The sequence below is a fragment of the Acidimicrobiales bacterium genome (assembly GCA_035540975.1).
Lineage (GTDB): Bacteria > Actinomycetota > Acidimicrobiia > Acidimicrobiales.
The window spans coordinates 1-23873 of sequence record DATLFN010000005.1 but is presented as its reverse complement, the minus strand read 5'-3'; the positions used below and the strand labels follow the sequence as shown (position 1 = coordinate 23873).

Sequence of the window (23873 nt, the reverse complement as noted above, 5' to 3'; positions counted from 1 at the left end):
CGGGGATGGGGCCCCGCCCGGGAGAGAGGGCGCACGGTACGGTGGCCGCCATGGCACTGGCCGTCGAGAAGCTGGGGACGACCTACGGCGAGCGGGTCGAGAAGGTCGACCCGGTGCGCGCCCTGGCCTACGCGGAGGCCACGAACGATGCCAACCCCGTGTACGCGTCGGGGCTGGTCGCCCCGCCCGTGTTCGGCGTCGTCCCGTCGTGGGAGTCGATGAGCGCTCCGCTGCACGACCTCGTGTCGCCCGAGTGGTATGCCCGCATCGTCCACGGTGAGCACGACATGCACTTCCACCAGCCCCTCGTGCCCGGCCAGGAGCTGGTGACCACGGCGGAGGCCTACGCCGTGCGGGTCAGCCGGTCGGGCACCCGGTACACGGTGCGGGTCCTCAGCAGCGACAACCACAGCGGGACGCTCGTGCTGGAGCAGTACGGGACGATGTTCATCCGCGGCATGAGCGACGGTGACAGCGCCGGCCCCGACAAGCCGGAGCACGGGTTCCCCAAGGAGGCGCGCGAACGCCCGGTCGGCACCTACACCGTCCACGTCGACGACGACCAGACGCTGCGCTACGCCGAGGCGTCGGGCGACCACAACCCGATCCACACCGATCCCGCCGCCGCCACCGCCGTCGGGCTGCCGGGGATCATCCTGCACGGCCTGTGCACCATGGCCATGACGGGACAGGCCGTGATCGCGCTGGGTGCGGAGGGCGACCCCACCAGGCTGCGCCGCCTGGCCGTGCGCTTCTCCCGGCCCGTCTTCCCGGGCGCCGACGTGACGACGACGGTCTACGACGCGGGCGTCGACGGCAACCGGCGGGTGTTCGCCTTCGAGGCCCACAGCGGCGGCCAACTGGTCATCTCCAACGGCCGGGCCGAGATCCCGGCCTGAGAGCGGGGCCGGCGGTGCCCGTGCTGAGGCTGTTCGCCGCCGCCCGGGAGGCCGCCGGCACGGGGCGGGAGGACGTCGAGGGCGCCACCGTGGGCGAGGTGCTCGCCCGGGCCAGGGCGCGCCACGGCCAGCGCTTCGCCGAGGTGCTGGCCGCCAGCCGGGTCTGGCTGAACGGGGCACCCGCCGGCGAGGACGACGCCGTCGCCGACGGCGACGAGGTGGCGGTGCTGCCGCCGGTGTCGGGCGGCTCCCGTTGACGGCGGACCGCACCGTGCGCCTGCGGTCCCTCGGCGCCACCGGCGCCCGGCGGCGCCTCCGGGCGCGCGACGGCGACCCGGCGGGCGGCGCCGCCGGCGTGCTGGCGCGCGTCCGCGCCCTGGAGGTGCGGCCCCGGGTGGTCGGCCCCCACGCCCGGCTCGGCGTGGTGTGGTTCGCGGTGTCGATGCTGGCGCTGGCCGCCGGACGACTGCCGTTCGCCGTCCTGATGGCCGGTTGCGCCGGCCTGGCCGCCGTGCAGGCCGCCCGCTCCTGGCGGGTGCGGCCCCGGCCCGCCGTGCCCGTGTCCGGTGGCGCCGCCGCCGCCCTCGTCCTGGCCGCCGCCGCCGGACCGGTGGCGGTGGGCGGCACCGCGGTGGTGGTGGTCGGCCTCGTGGTGGCCGGCGCGGCGGCGGCGGGCGAGCGGCGGGCCGACCCCGTCCTCACGCTGGCGATCGCGGGGACGGTCGGTCTGGCAGCCGCCTCCCCCGTGCTCCTGCTCCACCGCGGCGCCGCCGCCGTGTTCGTGCTCCTCGTGTTCGCCGCCGTCCACGACGCCAGCGCCTACGTCGTCGGTACCGGCGCCCGCAACGCGTGGGAGGGACCGGCCGCCGGCGCGGCCAGCATCGCGGCGGTCACCCTGGGCGTGGCTGCCGTCCTGGTGCCGCCGTTCCGGGGAGCCAGCCCGTGGGTCCTCGGCGGGCTCGCCATCGTGCTGGCCCCGATCGGCCCGTACGTCGGGTCGGCCCTGCTCGGCCACCGCGGGGCGCGCGTCCCGGCCCTGCGCCGGCTCGACTCGCTGCTGGTGCTCGCGCCGGTGTGGTCGCTCGTCGCCGCCGTGGTGCTCGAGTCGCCCACCCGGGGCTAGTCAGTTCCGCCTCGTGCCCTGGGCAGAACGTTCGCCGCGGCAAGGTCCGACGGCGCCAGCTCCGCGGGCCCGCCGGAGCACGATCCAACTCGACGAATGGAGTGAGCGAAGCGAACGAATGACGTCGAAGCCCTAGAAGAGCACCTCCCAGAGGACCACGAAGACCAGCCACAGGCCGAACCCGGCCATGATCGTCTTCGGGTGCTCCTCCAGGTACACCTTGGTGGGCCCGGGCCCCGGGCCGCCGATCTTGCCGAGGCCGTTCAGCTCGAACGCCACGACCAGGGCCAGCGTGATCAGCCAGTACAGGCCCCGCTCGCCGCCGGCCGGGGTGATCTCGTACTCGCGGGCGGCCAGGTGCGACGTCACGCCCATGAACCACAGCATCGGGATGGACAGGAAGGCGTTGGTGCGCGAGGCGAGCAGGGCCCTGCGCCCGGCGACCGCGGCCGCCGGGTCGGTCTCCCCGCCGGCGGCCACCCGCTCGGCGTTGGCGATGACCCTCTTCTGGTTCGGCCAGATGACGCCGAAGACGTTGCCGAACATGACCAGGGCCAGGAGGATCCCGGTCGAGATGGCGATGCCGGGTGCGGTCTTGAAGTACTCGCCGCCGGTGAGGTTGTCCTGGAAGCCCAGGATCATGACGCCGGTGAGGAGGGTGAACATGGCCCCGAACCGGAACCACCACAGGGCCCGGGGGACCAGCTTGCGAATGGCCTCGGTGCGCCCGGCCGCCTCGAACTCGGCGAACGACGGGACCTGCACGAAGTTGAAGTAGTAGAGGAGGCCGATCCAGGTCACCCCGGAGAGGTAGTGCCCCCAGCGGGACAGCATCTCGCCCCCGGCCTGCGAGAAGATCTCCATCGTCGCACCCCCACGCTCACCCGTGTCGGGCGCAACCTACCTCGCAGGCCGGAGGTGCGAGCGCTACTTGCCCTTGGTCTTCCAGAAGATCGCGGCGATCTCCTCGATGGCGGCGAGCAGCTTCTCGGCGACCGCCGGGTCGCTGGTCTGCTTGGCCTGGCCGGCCAGCTTGGTGGCGTTCCAGAACAGGTCGTGCAGGTCGGGGTGCTCCTGGAGGTGCTCCGGCTTGAAGTAGTCGGTCCACAGCACCCACAGGTGGTGCTTGGCGAGATCGGCCCGCTGCTCCTTGATGAACAGGCACCGCGTCCGGAAGGCCTCGTCGTCCGACGCGTGGTACTTCTCGATGATCTTCTGGACCGACTCCGCCTCGATGCGCGCCTGGGCGGGGTCGTAGACGCCGCACGGGACGTCACAGTGCGCCGACGCCGTGCGCGGCGGCCGGGCCCGGTCGGCCAACTCGAGCAGGCGGACGAGAATGGGCATGACGATGCTCCTCCTTCGTGGGCGACGGAACTCTGCCGTTCCTACCCGAACGGTTCTTGCTGCAACAGCGGGTTGCCTGGTGGGCGCCCTCGCTGGGCTCGGCGCGTTCCGGCGGGTGGTGGTCGAGGGCGACAGTATGCGGCCGACGCTCGTCCCGGGAGATCGCGTCGTGGCCGTGCGCTGCCGCCGCCCCCGGCCGGGCGACCTCGTCGTGCTGGCCGACCCCCGGCTGGCGGCGCGCACACTCGTGAAGCGGGTCGCCGCGGTGGCGCCCGGCGCGGTGAGCGTGGTCGGTGACGCGCCCGACGCCAGCACCGACAGCCGCACGTTCGGGCCGGTGCCGTCGGTGTGGGGCCGGGTGGTGTACCGCTACGGCCCGCGGGAGCGGGCCGGCCGCCTTCGGTGAGGACGGCGGGTGCCGGGGTTACCATGCCTCCCATGGACGGGCTCGACCTCGAACGCCTGGTGGCGGACGATTACCTGGAGGGGCTGTCCACCATGCCCATGGCGGAGGTCCGGGCCAAGAAGGCGGAGTGCAGCCGGGCCGAGGGCGCGCTGTCGTACCTGCGCCGCCTGGTGGGCGTCCGCCTCGACATCGTGCGCACCGAGCTCGCCCGCCGGGCCGATGGTGGCACCGGCGAGCTGTCGGAGATCATCGAGCACCTGCCCGAGATCCTGGCCGAGGGCGGGGCCCGCACGACCACCGGTCGCCTGGTCAGCGTCGATCTGCCCGACGTCAACCACCGCATGCTCACCGCCGATCTGGACAGGATCTTCGACGTCGGCCGCGCCGCCCTGCTGGCCGAGATGGACGAGTCCGAGGTCCGCCGGCTGGCCGAGCGATTGGAGGCCCTCGAGCGCCGCGTGTCGAGCGACCGCCGGGCCCTCCACGAGCGCCTGGACCTCATCCAGGCCGAGGTGGTCCGCCGCTACAAGACCGGTGAGGCCAGCCCGGAGTCCCTGCTCGAATAGCAGGACCGGCGGCGGTGGGGCCGGGGTGAGGGAAGAGGCGGGCCCCGCCTAGGGTTGACGCTGATCCATGCGTCGACTCGCCGTCCTCTCCATGCACACCTCGCCGCTGGCCCAGGCGGGCACGGGCGACGGCGGCGGCATGAACGTCTACGTGCGCCAGCTCTCCGCCGCGCTGGCCCGCCAGGACGTGGAGTGCGACGTGTACACGCGCGCCGAGGGGCCGGCCCAACCGGCCGTCGTCGACGTGGAGCCCGGGCTGCGCGTGCACCACGTCGCCGCCGGCCCGCTCGCCGCCGTGCCCAAGGAGGACCTGCCCGGCCTGGTCGAGGAGTTCACCGACGGGGTCCTCACCCGCGTCCGGCGGGGCCACCCGGCCGACGCCATCTCCGCCAACTACTGGCTGTCGGGGCTGGTGGGCCACGCCCTGAAGCACCGGCTCGACCTCCCGTTGGTGTCGACGTTCCACACGCTCTCGCGGGTCAAGGCGGAGGGCGACCAGGACCCGGCCCGGCGGGCCAAGGCCGAGCTCGAGGTCATGGGCTGTTCCGACGCCGTCCTCGCCTCCTGCACCGTCGAGGCCGAGCAGATCGCCTCCCTCTACCACGCCGACCCCGACCGCATCGAGATCGTGGCGCCCGGGGTGGACCACGCCTTCTTCTCGCCCGGCCACCGGCCCCAGGCCCGCCGGGCCCTCGGCCTGGAGGGGGGCGGCCCCATGCTGCTGTTCGTGGGCCGCATCCAGCCCCTCAAGGGTCTCGACGTCGCGGTGCGGGCCCTGGCCCAGCTGAGGCCGTCGTTCCCCGACTCGTTCCTGGTCGTCGTCGGCGGGCCCAGCGGGCGCGCGGGCGCCGCCGAGGTGCAGCGCATCGCCGCGCTGGCGGCCGACCTGGGCCTGGAGGGGAGGGTCAGGACGGTCGCACCGCAGCCCCACGAGCTCCTGTCCACGTACTACCGGGCCGCCGACGTGTGCCTGGTGCCGAGCCGCTCCGAGTCGTTCGGGCTGGTGGCGCTGGAGGCGGCGGCGTGCGGGACCCCCGTGGTCGCGTCGGCGGTGGGCGGCCTGCGCACCCTCGTCGACCACGGCCGCACCGGCTTCCTGGTCGACGGCCGCGACCCGGGCGACTTCGCGGCCTTCACGGCCGAGCTGCTCCACCACCCCAGGCTGGCCGGCGACTTGGCCGGCCGGGCCGCCGTGCGTGCCCTCGACTACACGTGGTCGGAGGCGGCCGGCCGCCTGCACCGGCTGTGCGACGACCTCACCGCCGGCACCCTCGTGGCGTGCCGGTGACGGCCGGTCGGTAGGTGCCGCCGGCGCCCGCCGGCGCCTCCGTTTCCCCCTTGTCGGCCCCGCCGCCGGGCGCTACGTTGATCGGCGCCGCAGGGCCCGAGGGGCGGAACGGCGCCATTCGTTCGGGGAAGTGCGAATGACGCCCGCAGGTTCCTCGGGCCTCGGCGCGTCCGCGACGGGACGGGCCCGGCGGGCGGGGCCGCCGCCGTTCGCGCTGGTCCTGGCCGTCACCCTCACGGGGATCATGGGCCACGTCCTGCTCATCCCCGCCCTGCCCGACGTGGCCGCCGACCTCGGCGTGGCCAGGGACCGGGTGGGGCTGCTCCTGGCCGCGACGACCGCCCCCGGGATCGTCCTGGCGCCCGTCATCGGCGTGCTGGCCGACCGGTTCGGGCGGCGGCGCGTGCTCACGCCGTGCCTCGCCCTCTTCGGCGTCTCGGGCGGCGTGGCCGCCTTCGCCCCGAGCTTCGAGGTGCTGGTCGGGCTGCGGGCGCTCCAGGGGATCGGCTCGGCCGGGCTCATCAACCTGGCTGTCGTCATCATCGGCGACCACTGGGACGGCGTCGAGCGGGCGCGGCGGATCGGGCGCAACGCGGCGACGCTCACCGCCTCCCTCGTCGTCCTGCCCCCGATCGGCGGGCTGCTCGCCGAGGTGGGCGGGTGGCGGGCCACCTTCGCGCCGTACTGGATCGCGCTGGCGACGGCCGCCGCCGTGATGGTGTGGCTGCCGGCGTCGGCGCCCGGCCCGGGCACGCTGCGCGGCCAGCTGGCGGCGACGGCACCGGCCCTGCGGTCGTGGTCGGTGCTCGGGCCCATGGTCCTCGGCGCCGCCGTCTTCGTGCTGATCTTCCTGCTCCTCACCGTCCTGCCCGTCTACCTCGACGAGCAGTTCGGCCTCTCCGCCGGAGGACGCGGTGCGGTGCTGGCCCTGCCGGCGGCCACGTCCACCCTAGGGGCGCTCTCCATCGGGCGGCTCACGGCGCGCACGGGGACGGCGACGGTGGTGATGACCGGGCTGCTCGGCGTCGCCGCCGGCCTGGCGGTGGTCGCTGCCGTCCCGTCGCTCGTGGCGGTGGCGGCCGGCCTCCTCCTGTACGGCTCGGGCGAGGGCCTGCTGGTGGCCACGCTCCAGGAGAAGGTGGCGGGCGAGGCGCCGCCGGGCAGCCGCGGGGCGGTGGTCGCCACCTGGGTCGGCTTCGCCCGCGCCGGCCAGACGGCGGGCCCGGTACTGGCCGGGATGGGCCTGGCGGCGGGCGCCCGGTGGACTCTCGGGGCCGCCTCGGCGGCCGCCGCCGTGCTGGCGGCGGGCCATCGGGTGCTCCTCTGCGGGAGCCGCCGCGCGCCTGTTGCGGTCGATGATGGTTGCGCGTAGGTGACGAAGGTCACTACCGTTTCCCGAGTTCCAACCGGGAACCCGCGGGGAGATGCTGGGTGCGTCGAAGGCACGGCAACGCAGCGCATGCATTCCTGACCGCGGTCGTCGCCCTGCTCCTGCTGAGCCTCGCCACGCCCGCCGAGGCCCGCGAATCGGTCGCCGCCATGCGGGAGAAGCGTGAGGCGGCCCGCCAGAAGCGGGCCAAGCTGGCGGCGGAGCTGAACCACCTCCGCGCCTCCGACGCCCAGCTCACCAAGGCGGTCAAGACCCTCGACCAGCAGGTGGCGGCCCAGCAGGCGGGTGCCGACGCGGCCCGCCAGGCGGTCCAGGCGGCGCTGGCCGCGGTGGCCGAGTCGGAGGCCAGGATCAAGGCCACGGAGACCGAGATGGCCACCATGCACAACGCGGTCATCAACCGGGCCGTCTCCGTCTACGTCCGTCCCAAGGACAACGCCATCGTCGGCGTCATCGGCGCCAAGGACCTGGGCGAGGCCAGCCGCCGCAGCTCGCTGCTGGCCCAGGTCACGAACAAGGACCGCGACGTGCTGGACCGCCTGCGCGCCCTGCGGGAGGACCTGGGCGACGAGCAGGCGAAGGCGGCCGCCGCACGGGACGTGGCGGCCGAGCGGCGGGAGGCGGTCCTGGCGCGCCTGAGCGAGCTGCAGAAGGCCCGCAAGGAGAAGCAGCGCCTGTCCGCCGCTCTGGACGCCCGGATCCGCCAGTACCAGGCGGAGGCCGACGCGGTGGCCGCCCAGGAGTCGGGCCTCACCGCCCTGATCCAGACCCGCACGCAGGCCCGTGCCTCGCGGAGCGCGGCCGACCCCGGCCTGGACGGGCGCATCTCCGGCGCCGGCCTGGTGTGGCCGCTGCGGGGGACGGTGACCTCGCCGTTCGGGCCCCGGTGGGGCCGCCTGCACGCCGGCCTCGACATCAGCGGCGGCACCGGCACGCCCATCCGGGCGGCCAAGGGCGGCCAGGTGATCTTCGCCGGCTCCATGAGCGGCTACGGCAACTGCGTGATCATCGACCACGGTGGCGGGCTCACCACCCTCTACGCCCACCAGAGCCGCCTCGGGACGAGCGACGGCGCCGACGTGGGGCAGGGCGACGTCATCGGCTACGTCGGGTCCACCGGCCACTCGACGGGGCCCCACCTCCACTTCGAGACCCGCGTCGGCGGCTCGCCCCAGAACCCGAGGCGCTACCTGCCGTAGGTCCCGTCACGGGAGCCGGGGCGGATCGAGTTGCGGACGGGCCGCTCGTGGAGCACCGTTCGGGCGTGGGACTCCGGCTGACGGTCGTGGGCGGTGGGCGCATGGGCGAGGCCCTGGTGGCCGGGCTCGTCGCCGCCGGCTGGGCCGAGACGGGCGAGATGGCGGTGGTGGAGAAGCTCGGCGCCCGCCGCCGCGAGCTCCAGGAGCGCTTCCCGGGCCTCGCCGTCGCCGCCGAGCCGGCCGCCGCCGACGGCGCCGTGGTCGCCGTCAAGCCCGGTGACGTCGAGGAGGCGTGCCGGGCGGTCGCCGCCACCGGCACGCCCCGTGCCCTGTCCATCGCCGCCGGGGTCGGGCTCGCCTCCCTCGAGCGGTGGCTCGGGCCCGACGTGCGGGTGGTGCGGGCGATGCCCAACACGCCGGCGCTGGTCGGGGCGGGCGCGTCGGCGATCGCCGGCGGCTCGGCGGCCACCGACGACGACCTGGGGTGGGCCGAGGGCCTGCTGTCGGCCGTCGGCACGGTCGTGCGGGTGCCCGAGCACCTCCTGGACGCCGTGACCGGCCTGTCGGGGTCGGGCCCCGCCTACGTGTTCCTGGTCGCCGAGGCGCTGATCGAGGCGGGCGTGCTGGCCGGCCTTCCCCGGGGCACCGCCTCGGCGCTGGCGGTGCAGACCCTGCTGGGGTCGGCCCGGCTGCTGGCCGAGTCGGGCCAGGGGCCCGAGGCGCTGCGCGCCGCGGTGACGTCGCCCGGCGGCACCACGGCGGCCGGCCTGCGGGCCCTCGAGTCCCGCGCCGTGCGGGCCGCCTTCCTGGAGGCGGTCGCGGCGGCCACCGAGCGCTCGCGCCAGCTCGGGCAGGGCCCGGCCTGACCGGCCGGCACCGCCCCTGGCGGGGCCGGCGTCCGCCCCATCCGTCCCACTTCCCTCAGCAGCCACAGTGACGTACAGTGCGGGCCGCGGAGAGGGGTGATTCCACTGGCTCGGGAAGACCATGCGAAGGCCCGGTTCCTCACGGTCGCGGAGGTGGCGGCCCTGCTTCGGGTGTCGAACATGACCGTGTACCGCCTGATCGGCGCCGGCCAGCTCCCCGCCGTGCGGGTGGGCAAGTCGTACCGCCTGCGGGAGGACGACGTGGACAAGTACCTCGGCGACCGCTACACCGAGGCGGGCTGATACCCCTCGGCAGCGCACGCAGGACCGGGCCGTAGCCGTCGGTGGGACGCCGGCACGACACCGTCTCGTTCCTCTCGGACTACGGCCTCGTCGACGAGTTCGTCGGCGTGGTGCACTCCGTCGTGCGCCTTCTGGCCCCCCACGTCACGGTGGTCGACGTCACCCACGGCGTCCCCCGCCACGACGTGCGGGCCGGGTCGCTCGCCCTCGTGCGCAGCGCCCAGTACCTGGCGCCGGGCGTCGTGATGGCCGTGGTCGACCCCGGCGTGGGCACCGACCGGCGGGCGGTGGCGGTCGAGGTGGGGGACGGCGCCACGGCGTTCCTCGGGCCCGACAACGGGCTGCTGGCGCCGGCCGTCGCCATGGCGGGAGGGGCCACCCGCGCCGTCGAGCTCACCAACGCCGAGTACCACCTCCCCGCCCCCGGGCCCACCTTCGCCGGGCGCGACGTCTTCGCCCCCGCCGCCGCCCACCTGTGCAACGGGGTGGACCTGGGCGAGCTCGGCCCCGAGGTCGACGCCATCACCCTCAGGCCCGGCATCCTCCCCCTGACCCGGGAGGAGGAGGGCCGCCTGGTCGGCGAGGTGCTGTGGGTGGACGGGTTCGGCAACGTCCAGCTCAACGTCGCCCCCGAGGAGATCGTGGCCATGGGCGACCGCGTCACCCTGCGCTGGGGCACCGAGCAGGTCCGCACCGCCCGCCGCGCCCCCACCTACGGGGCGCTGAAGACGGGCGAGATCGGCCTGGTGGTCGATTCCTACGGGCTGGTGTCGGTCGCCCTCGACCGCCGGTCGGCGGCCGAGGAGCTGCGCCTGCGGCCCGGCGACGCCGTCACCCTGGAGGCCGCATGAGACCCGGGACCACCATCGTGGTCGTCATCCTGCTGGCGCTGATCCTGGGCGCCGCCCTGGTCCAGTTCTTCGTCCTGGCCTGACTCCGACGCTTGGCGGCGCCGCCCGCTCGGCCCGCGCCGCCGGCTTTGTGAATGCGAGCACGAAGTGGTTACATGACCCCGTGGCTGACCGGGGCCGACGGCGGGTACCAGAGGCCACGGTCGCCCGGCTGCCCATCTACCTGCGCAGCCTGTACGAGCTGGCCGACGGGCCGGGGACCATCTCGTCGGAGCGGCTGGCCGAGATGTCCGGGGTCAACGCCGCCAAGGTGCGCAAGGACCTGTCGTACCTCGGCTCCTACGGCACGCGCGGCGTCGGCTACGAGGTCGAGTTCCTGCTCTACCAGATCAGCCGCGAGCTGGGGCTCACCCAGGACTGGCCGGTCGCCATCCTCGGGCTCGGCAACCTGGGCCACGCCCTGGCGAACTACCGCGGCTTCATGGCGCGGGGGTTCCGCATCGTCGCCCTGTTCGACGCCGACGTGTCGAAGGTGGGGGAGCGGGTGGGCGACCTCATCGTGCGGCACATCGACGAGCTGGCGGACGTCGCCAAGGCCGAGGAGCTGGCCATCGGCGTGATCGCCACGCCGGCCGGCGCCGCCCAGGACGTGGCCGACCGCCTGGTCGCCGCCGGCATCGGCTCCATCCTCAACTTCGCCCCCGTCGTGCTCACCGTGCCGGCGCACGTGTCCGTCCGCAAGGTCGACCTGTCGATCGAGCTCCAGATCCTGTCGTTCTACCAGCAGCGCCGCCCGGTCCAGGGGGCCGACGGCGCCACCACGACCGCGTCGTAGCCGTGCCCGTCGACGCCCCCCTCTACCCCGTCAACCTGGTCGTCGCCGGCCGGCGCTGCCTGGTGGTCGGGGGCGGGCGGGTGGCCGCCCGCAAGGCCGAGGGGCTGCTGGCGTGCGGCGCCGCCGTGCACGTCGTGGCGTCGGAGGTCGGCTCCGAGGTGCGGGCCCTGGAGGCAGCCGGGGCGACGTGGGAGCAGCGCCCCTACCGGGCGGGCGAGGTCGCCGGCTACCGGCTGGCCGTCACCGCCACCGGCGTCCCCGAGGTGGACGGCGCCGTCTTCGCCGACGGGGAGGCGGCCGGCGTGTGGGTCAACAGCGCCGACGACCCCGCCCGCTGCTCGTTCACCCTGCCCGCCGTCGTGCGGCGGGGCCCGGTGATGCTCACCGTGTCCACCGGCGGGCACAGCCCGGCCCTGGCGTCGTGGCTGAAGGAGCGGCTGGCCGCCGAGATCGGGCCGGAGTACGAGGTGCTCGCCGCTCTGCTGTCCGAGGAGCGCGATGCTGTGAGGGCCGCCGGCCGGTCCACCGAGGACGTGGACTGGCGGAAGGCCCTGGAGTCCGACATGCTCGAACTGATCCGCTCCGGCCACGTCCAGCAAGCGAAGGAGCGCCTCCAGGCGTGTCTGTCCTCGTCGTAGGCCTGAACCACCGCAGCGTCCCGCTCGAGGTCCTCGAGCGGATGACGGTGAACGACGCCCGCCTGCCCAAGGCGCTGGCCGACCTGACGTCCCGCGAGAACCTGGGCGAGGTCGTCGTCCTGTCCACCTGCATGCGCACCGAGGTGTACGCCACCACCGAGCGCTTCCACGGGGCGGTGGTGGACGTGCGCAACTTCTTGTCGGAGATCGGCTTCACCCCGCCCGAGGACTTCTCGGACCACCTCTACGCCTACTGGGAGGACGCCGCCACCGCCCACCTGTTCCGGGTGGTGTCGGGCCTCGACTCGGCGGTGGTGGGCGAGAGCGAGGTCCAGGGCCAGGTCCGCGGCGCGTGGGAGCGGGCGGCGGCCGAGGGCGCCGCCGGGCCGGTCCTCGGCGGGCTGTTCCGCCACGCCGTCGAGGTGGGCAAGCGGGCCCGGTCGCAGACGGCCATCGCCCGCGGCACGACGTCGGTGTCCCAGGCGGCCGTCGCCATGGCGGCCCAGCGGCTGGGCTCCCTGGAGGCCCGGCGCATCCTGGTCCTCGGCGCCGGCGACATGGGCGAGGGCATGGCCGTCGCCCTGGCGGCCACGCCCGGCCTCTCCGACGTGATGGTCGCCAACCGCAGCTGGGCGGGCGCCGTCGCCCTGGCCACCAAGGTGGGCGGCCGGCCCGTGTCCCTGGGCGCCCTGGGCGCCGCCCTGGAGGAGGCCGACCTCCTGCTCACCTCCACCGCCTCCCCCGAAGTGCTGCTCAACGCCGAGGACCTCGAGCCGGTGATGGCGGCCCGCCCCGACCGCCCCCTGCTCATCGTCGACATCGCCGTGCCGCGCGACGTGGCCGCCGACGTGGGCGGCGTCGCCGGGGTCACCCTGCTGGACATGGACGACCTGCGGGCGTTCGCCGACGAGGGCCTGGCCGGCCGCCGGCGCGAGATCGACCGGGTGCAGGAGATCGTCGACGAGGAGGTCGAGCGGTACACGGCGGTGGCGACCGCCCGCCAGGTGGCCCCCCTCGTCGTGGCCCTGCGCCGGCGGGCCGACGACCTGCGGGTGGCCGAGCTGGAGCGGTACGCCGCCCGCCTCGAGTCGCTGGAGCCGGCCGAGCGAGAGGCCGTCGAGGCCCTGACCCGGTCGCTGCTGGCCAAGGTGCTCCACGAGCCGACGGTGCGGGTCAAGGCGGCCGCCGGCTCCGTCTCCGGCGAGCGCCTCTCCTCGGCGCTGCGGGCCCTGTTCGACCTGTAGTGCGCCCGCTCCGGGCCGCCACCCGGGGGAGCGAGCTGGCGCTCGCCCAGACGCGCCGGGTCACCGCCGCGCTGGGCGAGCCGGCCGAGGAGGTCGTGGTCTCGACCGTCGGCGACCGCCGCCCGGACGTCCCCATCTGGGAGCTGGGCGGGCGGGGCGTGTTCGTGAAGGAGGTGCAGGCCGCCGTCCTGGACGGACGGGCCGACTTCGCCGTCCACTCGGCCAAGGACCTGCCGTCGTCGTCCCCGCCCGGGCTCGTCATCGCCGCCGTGCTCGAGCGCGGCGACCCTCGCGACGCCCTCGTGGGCACGGCGCTGGCCGACCTGCCCCCCGGCGCCCACGTCGCCACCGGGTCGGTGCGCCGCCGGGCCCAGCTGGCGTCGCTGCGCCCCGACCTCACCTTCGCCGGGCTGCGGGGCAACATCGGGACCCGGCTGGAGAAGGCGGCCGACTTCGACGCCGTGGTGGTGGCCGCCGCCGCCCTCGTGCGCCTCGGGCTGACCGGCGCGGCCGCCGAGCTCCTCGACCCGGGCGTGGTGCTGCCCCAGGTCGGGCAGGGGGCGATCGCGGTGGAGGCGCGGGAGGACGACGAGCGCGTCCTTGCGGCGCTGGCCCGCCTGGAGCACCGCCCCACCCGCCTGGCCGTCGACGCCGAGCGGGCGTACCTCCGCCGCCTGGGCGGCGGGTGCGACCTCCCCGTCGCCGGCCACGCCCGGGTGGCGGGCGACGGCCGCATCACCCTCTCCGCCATGCTCGCCACGCTCGACGGCCACATCGTGCTCTCCGCCACCGGCTCGGGCGACGACCCCGAGGCGCTCGGCACCGCCCTGGCCGACCGCCTGGTGGACGAGTCGGGCGGGGCGTGGCTGCTCGAGAGCCTCCGGGGCCTGGCCTGACCGGCGGGTTTCACGTTCCGGTAGCACGAACGGGCGGTGGAGGGCCGGTCCCGGCCACAAGAATGCCGGCGTGACCGTCTACCTCGTCGGGGCCGGGCCGGGCGACCCCGGGCTGCTCACCGTGCGGGGGGCCGAGGTGCTGGCCCGCGCCGACGTGGTGGTGCACGACCGGCTGGCCAACGCCTCGCTGCTGGACCTGGCGCCGCCGGGCGCCGAACGCATCGACGTGGGCAAGCGCCCGGGCGGCCCGGTCGACCAGGCGTCGATCAACGACCTGCTGGTCGAGCGGGGCGGGGCGGGACTGGAGGTGGTGCGGCTCAAGGGCGGCGACCCCTTCGTGTTCGGGCGGGGCGGCGAGGAGGCGCTGGCCCTGATGGACGCCGGCGTGGCGTTCGAGGTCGTCCCCGGCGTCACGTCGGCCGTCGCCGTGCCCGCCTACGCCGGCGTCCCGATCACCCACCGGGGGCTCTCCACCTCGTTCACGGTGCTCACCGGCCACAGCCGCCACGGCGACGACCAGCCCACCGACTGGGAGGCGCTGGGGCGGGCCGGTGGCACCATCGTGATCCTCATGGGGGTCGCCCACCGCGACGAGTTCGTGCCCCGCCTCATCGCCGGCGGGCTGTCCCCCGACACCCCGGTGGTCGCCGTGCGCTGGGGGACGCGGCCCGACCAGCGTTCGGTGCGCACCACGCTCGCCCGGCTGCCCGAGGTCGACCTCGAGCCGCCCGTCACCATCGTCGTGGGCCGCGTCGCCGGCCTCGACGTGGGCTGGTTCGACCGGCGCCCGCTGTTCGGCCGGACCGTCGTCGTCACCCGGGCCCGCCACCAGGCCCCCGAGCTGGTGCGACGCCTGGAAGCGGCGGGCGCCGAGGTCCTCGTCGTGCCCACCATCGCCGTCGCCGGGCCGTCCGACGGCGGCGCCGCCCTCGACCGGGCGGCCGCCCGCCTGCACCGCTACTCGTGGGTGGTCTTCACGTCCACCAACGCCGTCGAGCGCTTCCTCCCCCGGTTGAGGGACGCCCGGGCCTTCGGCTCCGCCCATGTGGCGGCCATCGGCCCGGGGACGGCGGAGGCGCTGGCCCGCTTCGGCGTGGTCGCCGACCTGGTGCCATCGCGCTCCAACGCCGAGGGCCTGCTGGAGGTGTTCCCCGACCCGCCCGACGGCGGCGGGGCCGTGCTGCTGCCCCGGGCCGCCGTGGCGCGCGACGCCCTTCCGGACGGCCTGCGGGCCCGCCGGTGGGAGGTGGAGGTGGTGGAGGCGTACCGCACCCAGCCGGTCACGCCGCCCGGCAGCGTCCTCGCCGAGGTGGCGGCGGCCGACGCGGTGGCGTTCGCGTCGGGCTCGTCGGTGACCAGCTTCGCCGCCGCCGCCGGTGCCGGCTGCGTCCCGCCGGTGGTCGTCTGCATCGGGCCGGTCACCGCCGACGCGGCGCGCCGGGCCGGCGTTCCCGTCACCGCCGTCGCCGCCCGGGCCACGCTCGACGCGCTGGTCGACGCCGTGGTGGCCGCCCTCCGCCCCGTACGCTGACCACCGATGGCCTTCCCCGAACGCCGCCTGCGCCGGCTGCGGCGCACGCCGGCCCTGCGCCGGATGGTCGCCGAGACCACCCTGGCGGTCGACGACCTGGTCGCCCCGCTGTTCGTGCGGGAGGGCGCCACCGCGCCGGTGCCGATCGCCTCGCTTCCCGGCGTCGTCCAGCACAGCCGCGAATCGCTGGTGAAGGAGGTGCGCGAGCTGGCCGGGCTGGGCGTCCCGGCCGTCGTGCTGTTCGGCGTCCCGGCGCAGAAGGACCCCGTCGGCTCGGCGGCGTGGGACCTCGACGGCATCGTGCAGTTGGCCCTGCGCGACCTGCGGGAAGAGGTGGGGGACCGGATGGTGCTCGTCACCGACCTCTGCCTCGACGAGTACACCGACCACGGGCACTGCGGCGTGCTCGACGCCACCGGCCAGCCGGACAACGACGCCACCGTGGACCTCTACGCCCGGGTGGCGGTGTGCCAGGCCGATGCGGGGGCCGACGTGGTGGCGCCCAGCGGGATGATGGACGGGCAGGTCGCCGCCATCCGGGCCGCCCTCGACGCCGCGGGCCACCCGGCCACCGCCATCCTCGCCTACGCCGCCAAGTACGCCTCCGCCCTCTACGGCCCGTTCCGCGACGCGGTGGACGTCACCATCAGCGGCGGCGAGGGCGACCGCCGGGGCTACCAGCAGGACCCCCGCAACGCCCGCGAGGCGCTGGCCGAGGTGGCCGCCGACGTGGCCGAGGGCGCCGACATCGTCATGGTGAAGCCGGCGCTGGCCTACCTCGACGTCATCGCCGCCGTGCGGGCCGCCGTGGACGTCCCCGTGGCCGCCTACGCGGTCAGCGGGGAGTACGCCATGCTCAAGGCGGCCGCCGAGCGGGGCTGGGTCGACGGTCCCGCCGTCGCCCTGGAGACCACTCTCGCCATCAAGCGGGCCGGCGCCGACGTGATCCTCACCTACCTGGCCCGGGAGCTGGCCGAGACCCTGCATGGCTGAGGGGAACGAGGCGCTCTACGAGCGGGCCTGCGAGGCCATCCCCGGCGGGGTCAGCTCGCCGGTGCGGTCGTTCCGCTCGGTCGGCGGCACGCCGTACTTCGTGGCCCGGGCCGAGGGCGCGTCGATTTGGGACGTCGAGGGCCGCCGCTACCTCGACTACGTGCAGTCGTACGGGGCGTCGATCCTGGGCCACGCCCACCCGGCCGTGGTCGAGGCGGTCCGCCGGGCGGCCGGCGAGGGCACCAGCTACGGCGCGCCCACCGAGCGGGAGGTGCTGCTGGCCGAGGCCATCCGCTCCCGGGTGCCCGGGTGCGACCTGGTCCGGCTGGTGAGCAGCGGGACCGAGGCGGCCATGACGGCGGTGCGGGTGGCCCGGGGCTTCACCGGTCGCGACCGGGTGGTGATGTTCGCCGGCTGCTACCACGGCCACAGCGACACGCTGCTGGCGTCGGGCGGGAGCGGGGTGGCGACGCTGGGCCTGCCCGCCTCGGCCGGCGTGCCCGCCGGCGCCGTGGCCGACACCGTCGTGGTCCCCTACAACGTCGTCCCCGAGATCGGCGAGGACGTGGCGTGCGTCATCGTGGAGCCCGTCGCCGCCAACATGGGCCTCGTCCCGCCCGTGGCCGGCTTCCTCGAAGGGTTGCGGGCGGCGTGCGACCGGGCCGGCGCCCTGTTGGTCTTCGACGAGGTGATCTCCGGCTTCCGCCTGGGCCCGGGCGGCGCCCAGGAGCGCTTCGGCGTGCGCCCCGACCTGTCGGTGTTCGGCAAGGTGATCGGCGGCGGCCTCCCGCTGGCGGCGTTCGGCGGGCGTCGCGACGTCATGGAGGTGCTCGCCCCCCTCGGCGACGTGTACCAGGCCGGCACCCTGTCGGGGAACCCGCTGGCGACCGCCGCCGGCCTCGCCGTCCTCGACCTGCTCGACGACGCCGCCTACACGATGCTGGCCGGGCGGGCCGCCGAGCTGGGCCCGGCCCTGGCCGAGGTGGTCGCCGAGGCCGGCCTTCCCGTCCAGGTGCCGGTGGTCGGCCCGCTGGTCGGCCTCTTCTTCGCCGACGCGCCGGTGACCGACTACGACGCCGCCCGGGCGGCCTGCTCCAACGGCCTGTACGCCCGCTTCTTCCGGGCCCTGCTCGACCGCGGCGTGGCCCTGGCGCCCGGCCCCTACGAGGTCATGTTCCCGAGCCTGGCCCACACCCAGGGCGACCTCGAGCGCACCGTCGACCAGGCGAGGGCCGCCGCCGCCGCGCTCCCACCCCCGACGTGAGAACGACCTGAAGTCCCGCCAGTTCGGCAGTCGCCAGTCCGCCGGCGGCCGCCCCGACGCCGCCGCAGGCGGCCTCCCCGGATGCCGGCCGACGAGCCTCGGAGTGCGGAGGGTGCTCGGCTCCGCCGAGCACCCGGAGCCCGGTCGGCCTCGCCCGAACGGAGCGAGCGCAGCGAGCGAGTGAGGGCGAAGCCCTCAGGGCTCGGGGTTGTCGGGGAGGCCGTCGTTGAAGGCCCGGTAGGTCTCGTAGATGTCCTTGCACGTGGCGCACAGCGGCAGCTTGGTGGGGTCCCGCTGCGGCACGAACACCACGCCGCACAGGGCCTCCAGGGGCGTGCCGTAGACCCGGGCCTCGAGGACCTTGGCCGCCGCGTTGCCGCCGTCGGCCTTCACGATGTGGGCGGCCTCGGGCTCGCCCGTGCGCGGCTCGTCGGCCGGGCGGGTCTCCAACACCTCGGCCACACCGGGCTGCAGGGGGGCGACCACGGCCCCGATGCTACCGGCCCACCGGGCGGTCACCCGCCACGCGCCCACGGGGACGGTCAGGCGCGCAGCCCCCGCCCGTGCGTCTCCAGCAGGTGGTCGACCAGTCTCTCAAGCGGCACCAGTGGGTAGTGGGCCATCGAGATGGCGAGCGAGGTGATGCCGTGGACGACGGTCCACAGGCCGGTGGCGACGAGGACCGGGTCCTGGCGGGCGATGGCGCCGCCGGTCATGGCCCGGTCCACCGTCTCCATCAGGGCGTTGAAGCCGCACGCGGCGAGGAACTGCTCGTCGGGCGGCTGCTCGCTCGGGTCCGGTCTCGACATGAACAGGATCCGGTACTGCTCGGGATGCTCACGGCCGAACCGGACGTACGCCTTCCCCCGATGGAGCAGCTCCTCCAGGGGGTCCTCGATGCCCTCGACCGCCGCCTTGATGTACTGGTCCAGGTCGACGAAGTGGCGGAGGCAGACGGCGTTGATCAGCTCGGCCTTGTCGGCGAAGTGCAGGTAGATCGACGGCGGCGTCACGCCGACGGCGTCGGCGACGGCCCGAATGGAGACGGCCTCCCGGTCGGCGGTGCGGAGGAGGAGCTGCGAGGCGGCGTCGAGGATCTCGGCGCGCAGCCGGTCGCCCTCGCCGCGACGGGCCCGCGGGCGGCGGACGGGAGCGGTCACGACACCCCCGGCCTCGGCTCGCGGTGGGCACGGTCGCGGGCTGCCACACCGACCCGCCCCGGTCGCCGGCTCAGCACCATTTCGTCCTTCTTGACGAGGGTCGCGTCAAGTTGACTCCCCGGCGAACCGACTGTCAACCACGCCGGCGCCCCGCCGGGGCACTCACGGCGCGGTGTGCGACGGCCGCCCGTCGGGGGCGAGGCGGGCGATGGCGGCCACGGCCTTGTAGACCGCCTCGGCGGGACCGAGCTCGTCCGGGCGCAGCAGGTTGGCCATGATGCGCAGGACCCACTCCATGAGCGTGCGCGACCGCATGCCGGTGCTGACCAGGGCGCGCATGGCCGTGGGGTGGCCGATGATGCGGACGAAGGCGGAGGCGACCTTGTAGTAGAGCTCGTACTCCTCCCGGGCCCGCCGGGGGTAGTCCTCCAGCGCCGTGGTGTCGCCGGTGGCGAGGGCCCGGCCCACCGCCTCGGCGGCCATGCGCCCCGTCTCGTAGGCGTAGCAGATGCCCTCGCCGTTGAACGGGTTGATGGCGCCGCCGGCGTCGCCGATCACCAGGTGGGAGGGGCCGCTGGTGGGCGACAGCGAGAACGCCATGGGGAGCTTGCCGCCGGTGGGCGGCCCGCACGACGTCTCCGGGCGGATCCCCCACGACGGCGGCGCGTAGGCGGCGAACGACTCCATCAGGTGGCTGGTGTTCACCGACTTCCACCGCTTCGACGTGGAGAGGAGCCCGACGCCCACGTTGACCCGCCCGTCGCCCACGGGAAAGATCCATCCGTAGCCGGGCAGGACGGTGCCCGACGCGTCACGGATGTCGAGGTGGCTCTCGATCCACGGCTCGTCGTGGCGGGGCGACTCGTAGTACCCCCGGATGGCCAGCCCCATCGGCCGCGACCGGTCGCGGCTGGTGCCCAGGGCCCGGCCGAATCTGGAGTTGGCCCCGTCGGCCACGATCACATAGCGGGCGGCCACCTCCTCGGTCAGGGAGCCGCCGGCGTCCTTGCGCCGCACCACCGCGCCTCGCACGGCGGCGCCGTCCAGCACCGGCGACACCGCCTCGGACTCCTGCCAGATGGTGGCGCCCGCCTTCGCGGCCCGCTCGGCCACCAGCTGGTCGAGGTCCTTGCGGGTGACGACGTAGCCGTAGGTGGGGAAGTCGGGGTGGTCGGGCCAGCGCAGCTCCAGCGTCCGGCCGAACGCGATCGACCGCAGCCCGTCGAAGCGGTGGTGGCCGGCCAGGGCGCCGGCCAGCCCCATGTCGTTGAGCTGCTTCACCGAACGCGGCGTGAGCCCGTCGCCGCACGTCTTCTCCCGGGGGTACCGCTTCTTCTCCACGAGCAGCACGTCGTGGCCCGCCTCGGCCAGCCAGTAGGCGCACGACGCGCCCGCCGGGCCGCCGCCCACGACCAGCACGTCGTGGCTGGTGGTCACCGATCCATCCTCGACTTAGCTCCTGCCCGGCCGCGCGGGCGGGGCTAGAGCTCCTCGCGCTCGTAGAGGACGACGGCCTGGATCTCCTCGTCGGAGAGGCTGGGGAAGCCGGGCATGCCGCCCGTCGCCGTGCGCTGCCCACCGGGCCGGTCCTCGGCGCCGTAAGGCTGGCCGCGGAACGGCGCCGAACCCGTCCTGATCCACTCGGCGTGGTCCGCCTCCTCGGGGAAGGTCAGCGCCGCCTCGCCTCCGGCCACGGCCGGCCCGACGCCGCCCTCGCCGGCGCCGCCGTGGCACGACCCGCAGCCCTGGGCCCGGTACACCTGGGCGCCCAGGGCGGCGCCGGTCAGCGCCTCCTCGTGGGAGCGGTCACCGAAGGCGCCGATGTAGAGGATGCCCCAGAACGGCAGGGCGGCCAGCACGGGCATCACCCACACGGGCATGCGGCCCTTCTTCGCCTCGGGCCGGAGATAGGTGGGGACCGGCTTCTCCTCGACCGGCGCGGGCGGTGGCGCCGGGGCGCCCGCCGGCGCGGGGGCCCCGGCCGGGGCCACGGTGGCGGGCGCCGCCGACCCCGCCGCCGGTGCCGCCTCGGCGGGCGCGGGGGAGGCCTCCGCCGACGACCCCGCATCGGAGCCACCGGCCAGGCCGAGCGCCTTGCGCCGCTCGCGGGAGCGGGCCAGGAGGTGCTCGGGGACTTCGGTCACGCAGGAACCTCCGGACGGGCGAGGGCCGACCCGACGACTGTACGCGCCCCCGGCGGCGGAGCACCAAGCGGGTGCGCGACCGGCCCGGGCGGCGATGTGAAGAAACGAAAGGGGTCGTGCTAGAACCGATCCGGTCGACCGCGACGGGCCTCCCGGCCCGTGGGGTACGATTGTGATCTATTTCACGAGCAGCCGCCGTCGGGAGAGTGGATGGTCGCCTTTCTGGCATCCGTGATCGTCACCCTCATCCAGATCGCCATCATCGTGGTGGTGGCCAAGCGCCGCGCGCCGGGCACGCCGATGACGTGGGGTGAGGGCTACCTGGCGGCCACGTTCGTGTTCGCCTGGATGCTGATGGTCTACGGCATCGTCCCCAACCAGTGGCTGGCGTGGGCCGACAACGAGCTCGGATGGCGGAGCGACTCCATCGGCGTCCCCACGCCGTTCGGACGGCTGTGGCCGGACGGGGTCACCTTCTTCGGGAGGGGCCGCCTCGAGATCACCGCCCAGGTGATCCGGGACCTCATCGCCACGCTCATCTACATCGTGGCGTTCGTGGGCCAGATCGTGGGGTGGCTGTGGTGGCAGAAGCGGGGCAAGAAGACCGCGCCACCCCCGGCGATCGAGACGTCGGCGTTCGGCCGGCCTCTCGTCAGGAAGGTCTAGGAGGCGACATGGCCAAGACGGAAGCGAACCCCCCGATGCCGGCCTTCCCCGGTGAGTACGTCCTCACCGAGGTGGCGCCCGCCGACCTGTCCAAGTCGGTGAAGCCGAAGCAGTTCCTCCACATCGACCAGTCCGAGTGCATCATGTGCGAGGGCTGCGTCGACATCTGCCCGTGGAAGTGCATCCACATGCTCTCCACCGAGTCGATCGCCGAGGCGCCCAACACGACGCAGCCGGGGCTGGACCCCGACGACCACGTGGTGTTCGTGGTCGACGAGGACGTGTGCACCCGCTGCGGCCTCTGTGTGGACCGCTGCCCCACCGGCGTGATCATCATGGGCAAGACCGGGGTGGCGCCCCGCGAGGGCGACCCGCACCAGCGGGACAACAAGTACGGCTATTCCTACGGCATGCGGTTCTAGAAGGGGAGACGGGTGGCGAAGCGCATCGCCTCGAAGGGCGAGTTCTCCAGGAAGCTCTCGGAGCGGATGGAGAAGGTCCAGGGGTCGCAGTTCTGGTCGTCGGTGTTCCGGCCGGGGTCCATCTTCCGCAAGGGCTACACCGACAGCCCGAGGAACCGGTCCTACGTGATCATGAACTCGGTGCTGTACCACCTGCACCCGGTGAAGGTGAAGCGCCACGCCGTCAAGGTCAGCTACACGCTCTGCCTGGGCGGGCTCTCGTTCTTCCTCTTCATCATCCTCACCGTCACCGGCATCTTCCTCATGTTCTTCTACCGGCCGACGGCGGCCCAGGCGTGGAACGACATCGCCACCCTCCACACGTCGGTGGCGTTCGGGCTCCTGGTGAGGAACATGCACCGATGGGCCGCCCACCTGATGGTGCTCACGGTGTTCCTGCACATGGCGCGCGTCTTCTACCACGGCGCCTACAAGCCGCCCCGGGAGTTCAACTGGATCATCGGCGTGGTCCTGCTCACCCTCACCCTGCTGCTGTCCTTCACCGGCTACCTGCTGCCGTGGGACCAGCTGGCGCTGTGGGCGGTGACCGTGGGGACGAACATGATGGGCTACACGCCGGTGTTCGGGAACCAGGTCCGCTTCGTGCTGCTGGGTGGCGTCGAGATCGGCACGGACACCCTGCTGCGGTGGTACGTGCTCCACGTGTTGATGTTGCCATTCGTCATCGTCATCTTCATGGCCGTCCACTTCTGGCGTGTCCGCAAGGACGGCGGCATCTCCGGGCCGCTGTGATGCACGCCGCGTCGAGCTCCACGGGAGGGCACCGTGCCTGAGGTTCCCGAGCACCTGCTCCAGCGGTCGCGGGACCGTCGCGCCTTCCTCGCCGCCTCGGGCGGCGGGGCCGGGGGTGGTGGCGGCGGCGGCGGCGCTGCGGCCGCGGCCGAGCCCGGCGACAAGATCCCCACCGCCCTGCTCGAGCGCAGCACGGCGGCGCCCGCTGCCGCTCCGCCCGCGGGAGCCCGTCCCGCCCCGGCGGCGGCCGGCCCCGCCGGGCACACCCAACGGCTGCTCACCGTCGTCAAGGCGGGGTCGATCCAGGACGTGAAGGCCACGCCCACCGACAAGGTGCACACGTGGCCGCACCTGCTGATCGGCGAGTTCGTGGCGTCCATGGCCATGACCGCCTTCCTGCTGGTGTTCTCGGCCGTCGTCAACGCTCCCCTCCTGGGCATGGCGAACCCGAACCGCACGCCCAACCCGTCCAAGGCGCCGTGGTACTTCCTCGGCCTCCAGGAGCTGCTCACGATGTTCCACCCCATGGTGGCGGGCGTCACCATCCCCGGCATGGGCCTGTTCGTCCTGGGCACGGCCGGCTACATCGACAAGAACCCGAGCAACAAGCCCGAGGACCGGAAGTTCGCCATCGGGCTCATGACGCTGTTCCTCATGTTCTGGGCCGTCCTGGTGATCATCGGGTCGTTCTTCCGGGGCGAGGGCTTCAACTTCATCCTCCCCTGGCGCCAGGGCGTCCACGACATCTTCGACCTGTAGGGAGCGCGCACCGTCATGGACAGCAGCACCGTCGTCCTGATCGCCACCGTGGTGGTGGTGGTGTTGGGGGCGCTCTTCGTCTTCACCACGTCGGCCCGGCGCGATCGGAGCTCCGCCGTCCGGGCCCGGGCCGAGGCACGCCAGGCCGAGCACGACGCCGAGGCCAAGGCCCACGAGCGCAGCGCGACCGGCCGGGAGGTGGAGCGGGCGGCCGCCCTCCAGCGCCGCGGCGGCGGTGCGGTGGTCGTCGCCCCCGGCGGCGCACCCCCCGCCCCCCGGGCGCCCATGGAC

The 23873-nt window shown here is 74.6% G+C and carries 29 protein-coding genes; 23 read left to right on the top strand and 6 right to left on the bottom strand.

Translation table 11 applies throughout. The features are described 5' to 3' along the window. The first annotated feature begins 50 nt into the window (after positions 1-50). Genes VM242_00605 through VM242_00595 form a run of 3 tightly spaced genes read left to right on the top strand, consistent with a single transcriptional unit; the run spans position 51 to position 2022 of the window. Positions 51-899 (top strand): MaoC/PaaZ C-terminal domain-containing protein, encoded by an 849-nt coding sequence (locus VM242_00605; protein HVM03649.1) that lies wholly within the window; start codon positions 51-53, stop codon positions 897-899. Positions 900-913: 14 nt separating this feature from the next. After that, the gene (locus VM242_00600; GenBank protein HVM03648.1) at positions 914-1156 is read left to right on the top strand and encodes a MoaD/ThiS family protein; all 243 of its coding nucleotides are present in this window, start codon (positions 914-916) and stop codon (positions 1154-1156) included. Further along, the gene (locus tag VM242_00595; protein HVM03647.1) at positions 1153-2022 is read left to right on the top strand and encodes a hypothetical protein; all 870 of its coding nucleotides are present in this window, start codon (positions 1153-1155) and stop codon (positions 2020-2022) included. The genes VM242_00600 and VM242_00595 overlap by 4 nt, the downstream gene beginning before the upstream one ends. A gap of 132 nt (positions 2023-2154) precedes the next feature. Here the strand turns inward: VM242_00595 and VM242_00590 are convergent, their stop codons facing one another. Both VM242_00590 and sodN read right to left on the bottom strand, forming a co-directional pair. Beyond that, the gene (locus VM242_00590; protein HVM03646.1) at positions 2155-2886 is read right to left on the bottom strand and encodes a urate hydroxylase PuuD; all 732 of its coding nucleotides are present in this window, start codon (positions 2884-2886) and stop codon (positions 2155-2157) included. 63 nt (positions 2887-2949) lie between these two features. Continuing rightward, positions 2950-3369: a superoxide dismutase, Ni gene (sodN, locus tag VM242_00585; protein HVM03645.1), complete on the bottom strand. Its 420-nt coding sequence runs from the start codon at positions 3367-3369 to the stop codon at positions 2950-2952. Between sodN and sodX the strand changes: the two genes are divergently transcribed. The 15 genes from sodX (at position 3362) to hemL (ending at position 17639) form a co-directional block, all read left to right on the top strand. After that, positions 3362-3775 (top strand): nickel-type superoxide dismutase maturation protease, encoded by a 414-nt coding sequence (sodX, locus tag VM242_00580; protein ID HVM03644.1) that lies wholly within the window; start codon positions 3362-3364, stop codon positions 3773-3775. The two genes, sodN and sodX, sit on opposite strands and share 8 nt — an antisense overlap. A 32-nt stretch (positions 3776-3807) precedes the next feature. After that, entirely contained in the window at positions 3808-4341 is a 534-nt protein-coding gene (locus VM242_00575) for a hypothetical protein (GenBank protein ID HVM03643.1), read from the top strand. A 67-nt stretch (positions 4342-4408) separates the two neighbouring features. Further along, the gene (locus VM242_00570; GenBank protein ID HVM03642.1) at positions 4409-5629 is read left to right on the top strand and encodes a glycosyltransferase; all 1221 of its coding nucleotides are present in this window, start codon (positions 4409-4411) and stop codon (positions 5627-5629) included. Positions 5630-5765: 136 nt separating this feature from the next. Continuing rightward, positions 5766-7001 carry an MFS transporter gene (locus VM242_00565; GenBank protein ID HVM03641.1) on the top strand — a complete coding sequence of 412 codons (1236 nt, stop codon included), beginning with the start codon at positions 5766-5768 and terminating at the stop codon, positions 6999-7001. 59 nt (positions 7002-7060) lie between these two features. Then, positions 7061-8218 (top strand): peptidoglycan DD-metalloendopeptidase family protein, encoded by a 1158-nt coding sequence (locus tag VM242_00560; protein ID HVM03640.1) that lies wholly within the window; start codon positions 7061-7063, stop codon positions 8216-8218. Between the two features lie 65 nt (positions 8219-8283). Further along, positions 8284-9084: a pyrroline-5-carboxylate reductase gene (gene proC, locus VM242_00555; GenBank protein ID HVM03639.1), complete on the top strand. Its 801-nt coding sequence runs from the start codon at positions 8284-8286 to the stop codon at positions 9082-9084. A gap of 96 nt (positions 9085-9180) precedes the next feature. Next, the gene (locus VM242_00550; GenBank protein ID HVM03638.1) at positions 9181-9387 is read left to right on the top strand and encodes a helix-turn-helix domain-containing protein; all 207 of its coding nucleotides are present in this window, start codon (positions 9181-9183) and stop codon (positions 9385-9387) included. A 41-nt stretch (positions 9388-9428) separates the two neighbouring features. Continuing rightward, on the top strand, positions 9429-10238 hold the full coding sequence (locus tag VM242_00545) for an SAM-dependent chlorinase/fluorinase (GenBank protein HVM03637.1): 810 nt from the start codon (positions 9429-9431) through the stop codon (positions 10236-10238). A 163-nt stretch (positions 10239-10401) separates the two neighbouring features. After that, a complete protein-coding gene (locus VM242_00540; protein HVM03636.1) occupies positions 10402-11073 on the top strand; it encodes a redox-sensing transcriptional repressor Rex in 672 nt (223 codons plus the stop codon). Positions 11074-11075: 2 nt separating this feature from the next. Next, positions 11076-11711 carry a bifunctional precorrin-2 dehydrogenase/sirohydrochlorin ferrochelatase gene (locus VM242_00535; GenBank protein HVM03635.1) on the top strand — a complete coding sequence of 212 codons (636 nt, stop codon included), beginning with the start codon at positions 11076-11078 and terminating at the stop codon, positions 11709-11711. Continuing rightward, positions 11693-12955, top strand: coding sequence for a glutamyl-tRNA reductase (gene hemA / locus VM242_00530; protein HVM03634.1), 1263 nt, complete (start codon positions 11693-11695; stop codon positions 12953-12955). The genes VM242_00535 and hemA overlap by 19 nt, the downstream gene beginning before the upstream one ends. Next, on the top strand, positions 12955-13851 hold the full coding sequence (gene hemC, locus VM242_00525; GenBank protein HVM03633.1) for a hydroxymethylbilane synthase: 897 nt from the start codon (positions 12955-12957) through the stop codon (positions 13849-13851). The genes hemA and hemC overlap by 1 nt, the downstream gene beginning before the upstream one ends. 70 nt (positions 13852-13921) lie before the next feature. After that, entirely contained in the window at positions 13922-15382 is a 1461-nt protein-coding gene (gene cobA / locus VM242_00520) for a uroporphyrinogen-III C-methyltransferase (GenBank protein HVM03632.1), read from the top strand. 6 nt (positions 15383-15388) lie between these two features. Beyond that, entirely contained in the window at positions 15389-16375 is a 987-nt protein-coding gene (gene hemB, locus VM242_00515) for a porphobilinogen synthase (GenBank protein HVM03631.1), read from the top strand. Further along, on the top strand, positions 16368-17639 hold the full coding sequence (hemL, locus tag VM242_00510; GenBank protein ID HVM03630.1) for a glutamate-1-semialdehyde 2,1-aminomutase: 1272 nt from the start codon (positions 16368-16370) through the stop codon (positions 17637-17639). The genes hemB and hemL overlap by 8 nt, the downstream gene beginning before the upstream one ends. A gap of 195 nt (positions 17640-17834) precedes the next feature. Here hemL and VM242_00505 read toward each other — a convergent pair whose 3' ends face one another. The 4 genes from VM242_00505 to VM242_00490 all read right to left on the bottom strand — a co-directional run bounded on the left by VM242_00505 (position 17835) and on the right by VM242_00490 (position 20943). Next, positions 17835-18125: a DUF3039 domain-containing protein gene (locus VM242_00505; GenBank protein ID HVM03629.1), complete on the bottom strand. Its 291-nt coding sequence runs from the start codon at positions 18123-18125 to the stop codon at positions 17835-17837. 56 nt (positions 18126-18181) lie between these two features. Continuing rightward, complete coding sequence (locus VM242_00500; protein HVM03628.1) at positions 18182-18799, bottom strand: TetR/AcrR family transcriptional regulator; 618 nt, start codon at positions 18797-18799, stop codon at positions 18182-18184. A 162-nt stretch (positions 18800-18961) separates the two neighbouring features. Next, positions 18962-20236 carry a geranylgeranyl reductase family protein gene (locus tag VM242_00495; protein HVM03627.1) on the bottom strand — a complete coding sequence of 425 codons (1275 nt, stop codon included), beginning with the start codon at positions 20234-20236 and terminating at the stop codon, positions 18962-18964. 44 nt (positions 20237-20280) lie between these two features. Next, complete coding sequence (locus VM242_00490) at positions 20281-20943, bottom strand: c-type cytochrome (protein ID HVM03626.1); 663 nt, start codon at positions 20941-20943, stop codon at positions 20281-20283. 210 nt (positions 20944-21153) lie between these two features. On the opposite strand from VM242_00490, the gene VM242_00485 reads away from it, so the two are divergent. From VM242_00485 to VM242_00465, 5 genes are all read left to right on the top strand, one after another. Continuing rightward, positions 21154-21609 carry a hypothetical protein gene (locus VM242_00485; protein HVM03625.1) on the top strand — a complete coding sequence of 152 codons (456 nt, stop codon included), beginning with the start codon at positions 21154-21156 and terminating at the stop codon, positions 21607-21609. A gap of 8 nt (positions 21610-21617) precedes the next feature. Then, entirely contained in the window at positions 21618-22031 is a 414-nt protein-coding gene (locus VM242_00480; protein ID HVM03624.1) for a 4Fe-4S binding protein, read from the top strand. A gap of 12 nt (positions 22032-22043) precedes the next feature. Next, a complete protein-coding gene (extP, locus tag VM242_00475; GenBank protein HVM03623.1) occupies positions 22044-22823 on the top strand; it encodes a selenite/tellurite reduction operon b-type cytochrome ExtP in 780 nt (259 codons plus the stop codon). Between the two features lie 33 nt (positions 22824-22856). After that, on the top strand, positions 22857-23582 hold the full coding sequence (locus tag VM242_00470; protein ID HVM03622.1) for a menaquinol-cytochrome c reductase cytochrome b subunit: 726 nt from the start codon (positions 22857-22859) through the stop codon (positions 23580-23582). Between the two features lie 15 nt (positions 23583-23597). After that, on the top strand, positions 23598-23873 hold a 276-nt coding region (locus tag VM242_00465), incomplete at its 3' end, for a hypothetical protein (protein ID HVM03621.1).

Coding starts and splice junctions, on each gene's coding strand:
- VM242_00605 (HVM03649.1), top strand. CDS start 51: ATGGCACTGGCCGTCGAGAAGCTGGGGACGACCTACGGCGAGCGGGTC.
- VM242_00590 (HVM03646.1), bottom strand. CDS start 2,886: ATGGAGATCTTCTCGCAGGCCGGGGGCGAGATGCTGTCCCGCTGGGGG.
- sodX (HVM03644.1), top strand. CDS start 3,362: ATGGGCATGACGATGCTCCTCCTTCGTGGGCGACGGAACTCTGCCGTT.
- sodN (HVM03645.1), bottom strand. CDS start 3,369: ATGCCCATTCTCGTCCGCCTGCTCGAGTTGGCCGACCGGGCCCGGCCG.
- VM242_00575 (HVM03643.1), top strand. CDS start 3,808: ATGGACGGGCTCGACCTCGAACGCCTGGTGGCGGACGATTACCTGGAG.
- VM242_00570 (HVM03642.1), top strand. CDS start 4,409: ATGCGTCGACTCGCCGTCCTCTCCATGCACACCTCGCCGCTGGCCCAG.
- VM242_00565 (HVM03641.1), top strand. CDS start 5,766: ATGACGCCCGCAGGTTCCTCGGGCCTCGGCGCGTCCGCGACGGGACGG.
- hemB (HVM03631.1), top strand. CDS start 15,389: ATGGCCTTCCCCGAACGCCGCCTGCGCCGGCTGCGGCGCACGCCGGCC.
- hemL (HVM03630.1), top strand. CDS start 16,368: ATGGCTGAGGGGAACGAGGCGCTCTACGAGCGGGCCTGCGAGGCCATC.
- VM242_00485 (HVM03625.1), top strand. CDS start 21,154: ATGGTCGCCTTTCTGGCATCCGTGATCGTCACCCTCATCCAGATCGCC.
- VM242_00480 (HVM03624.1), top strand. CDS start 21,618: ATGGCCAAGACGGAAGCGAACCCCCCGATGCCGGCCTTCCCCGGTGAG.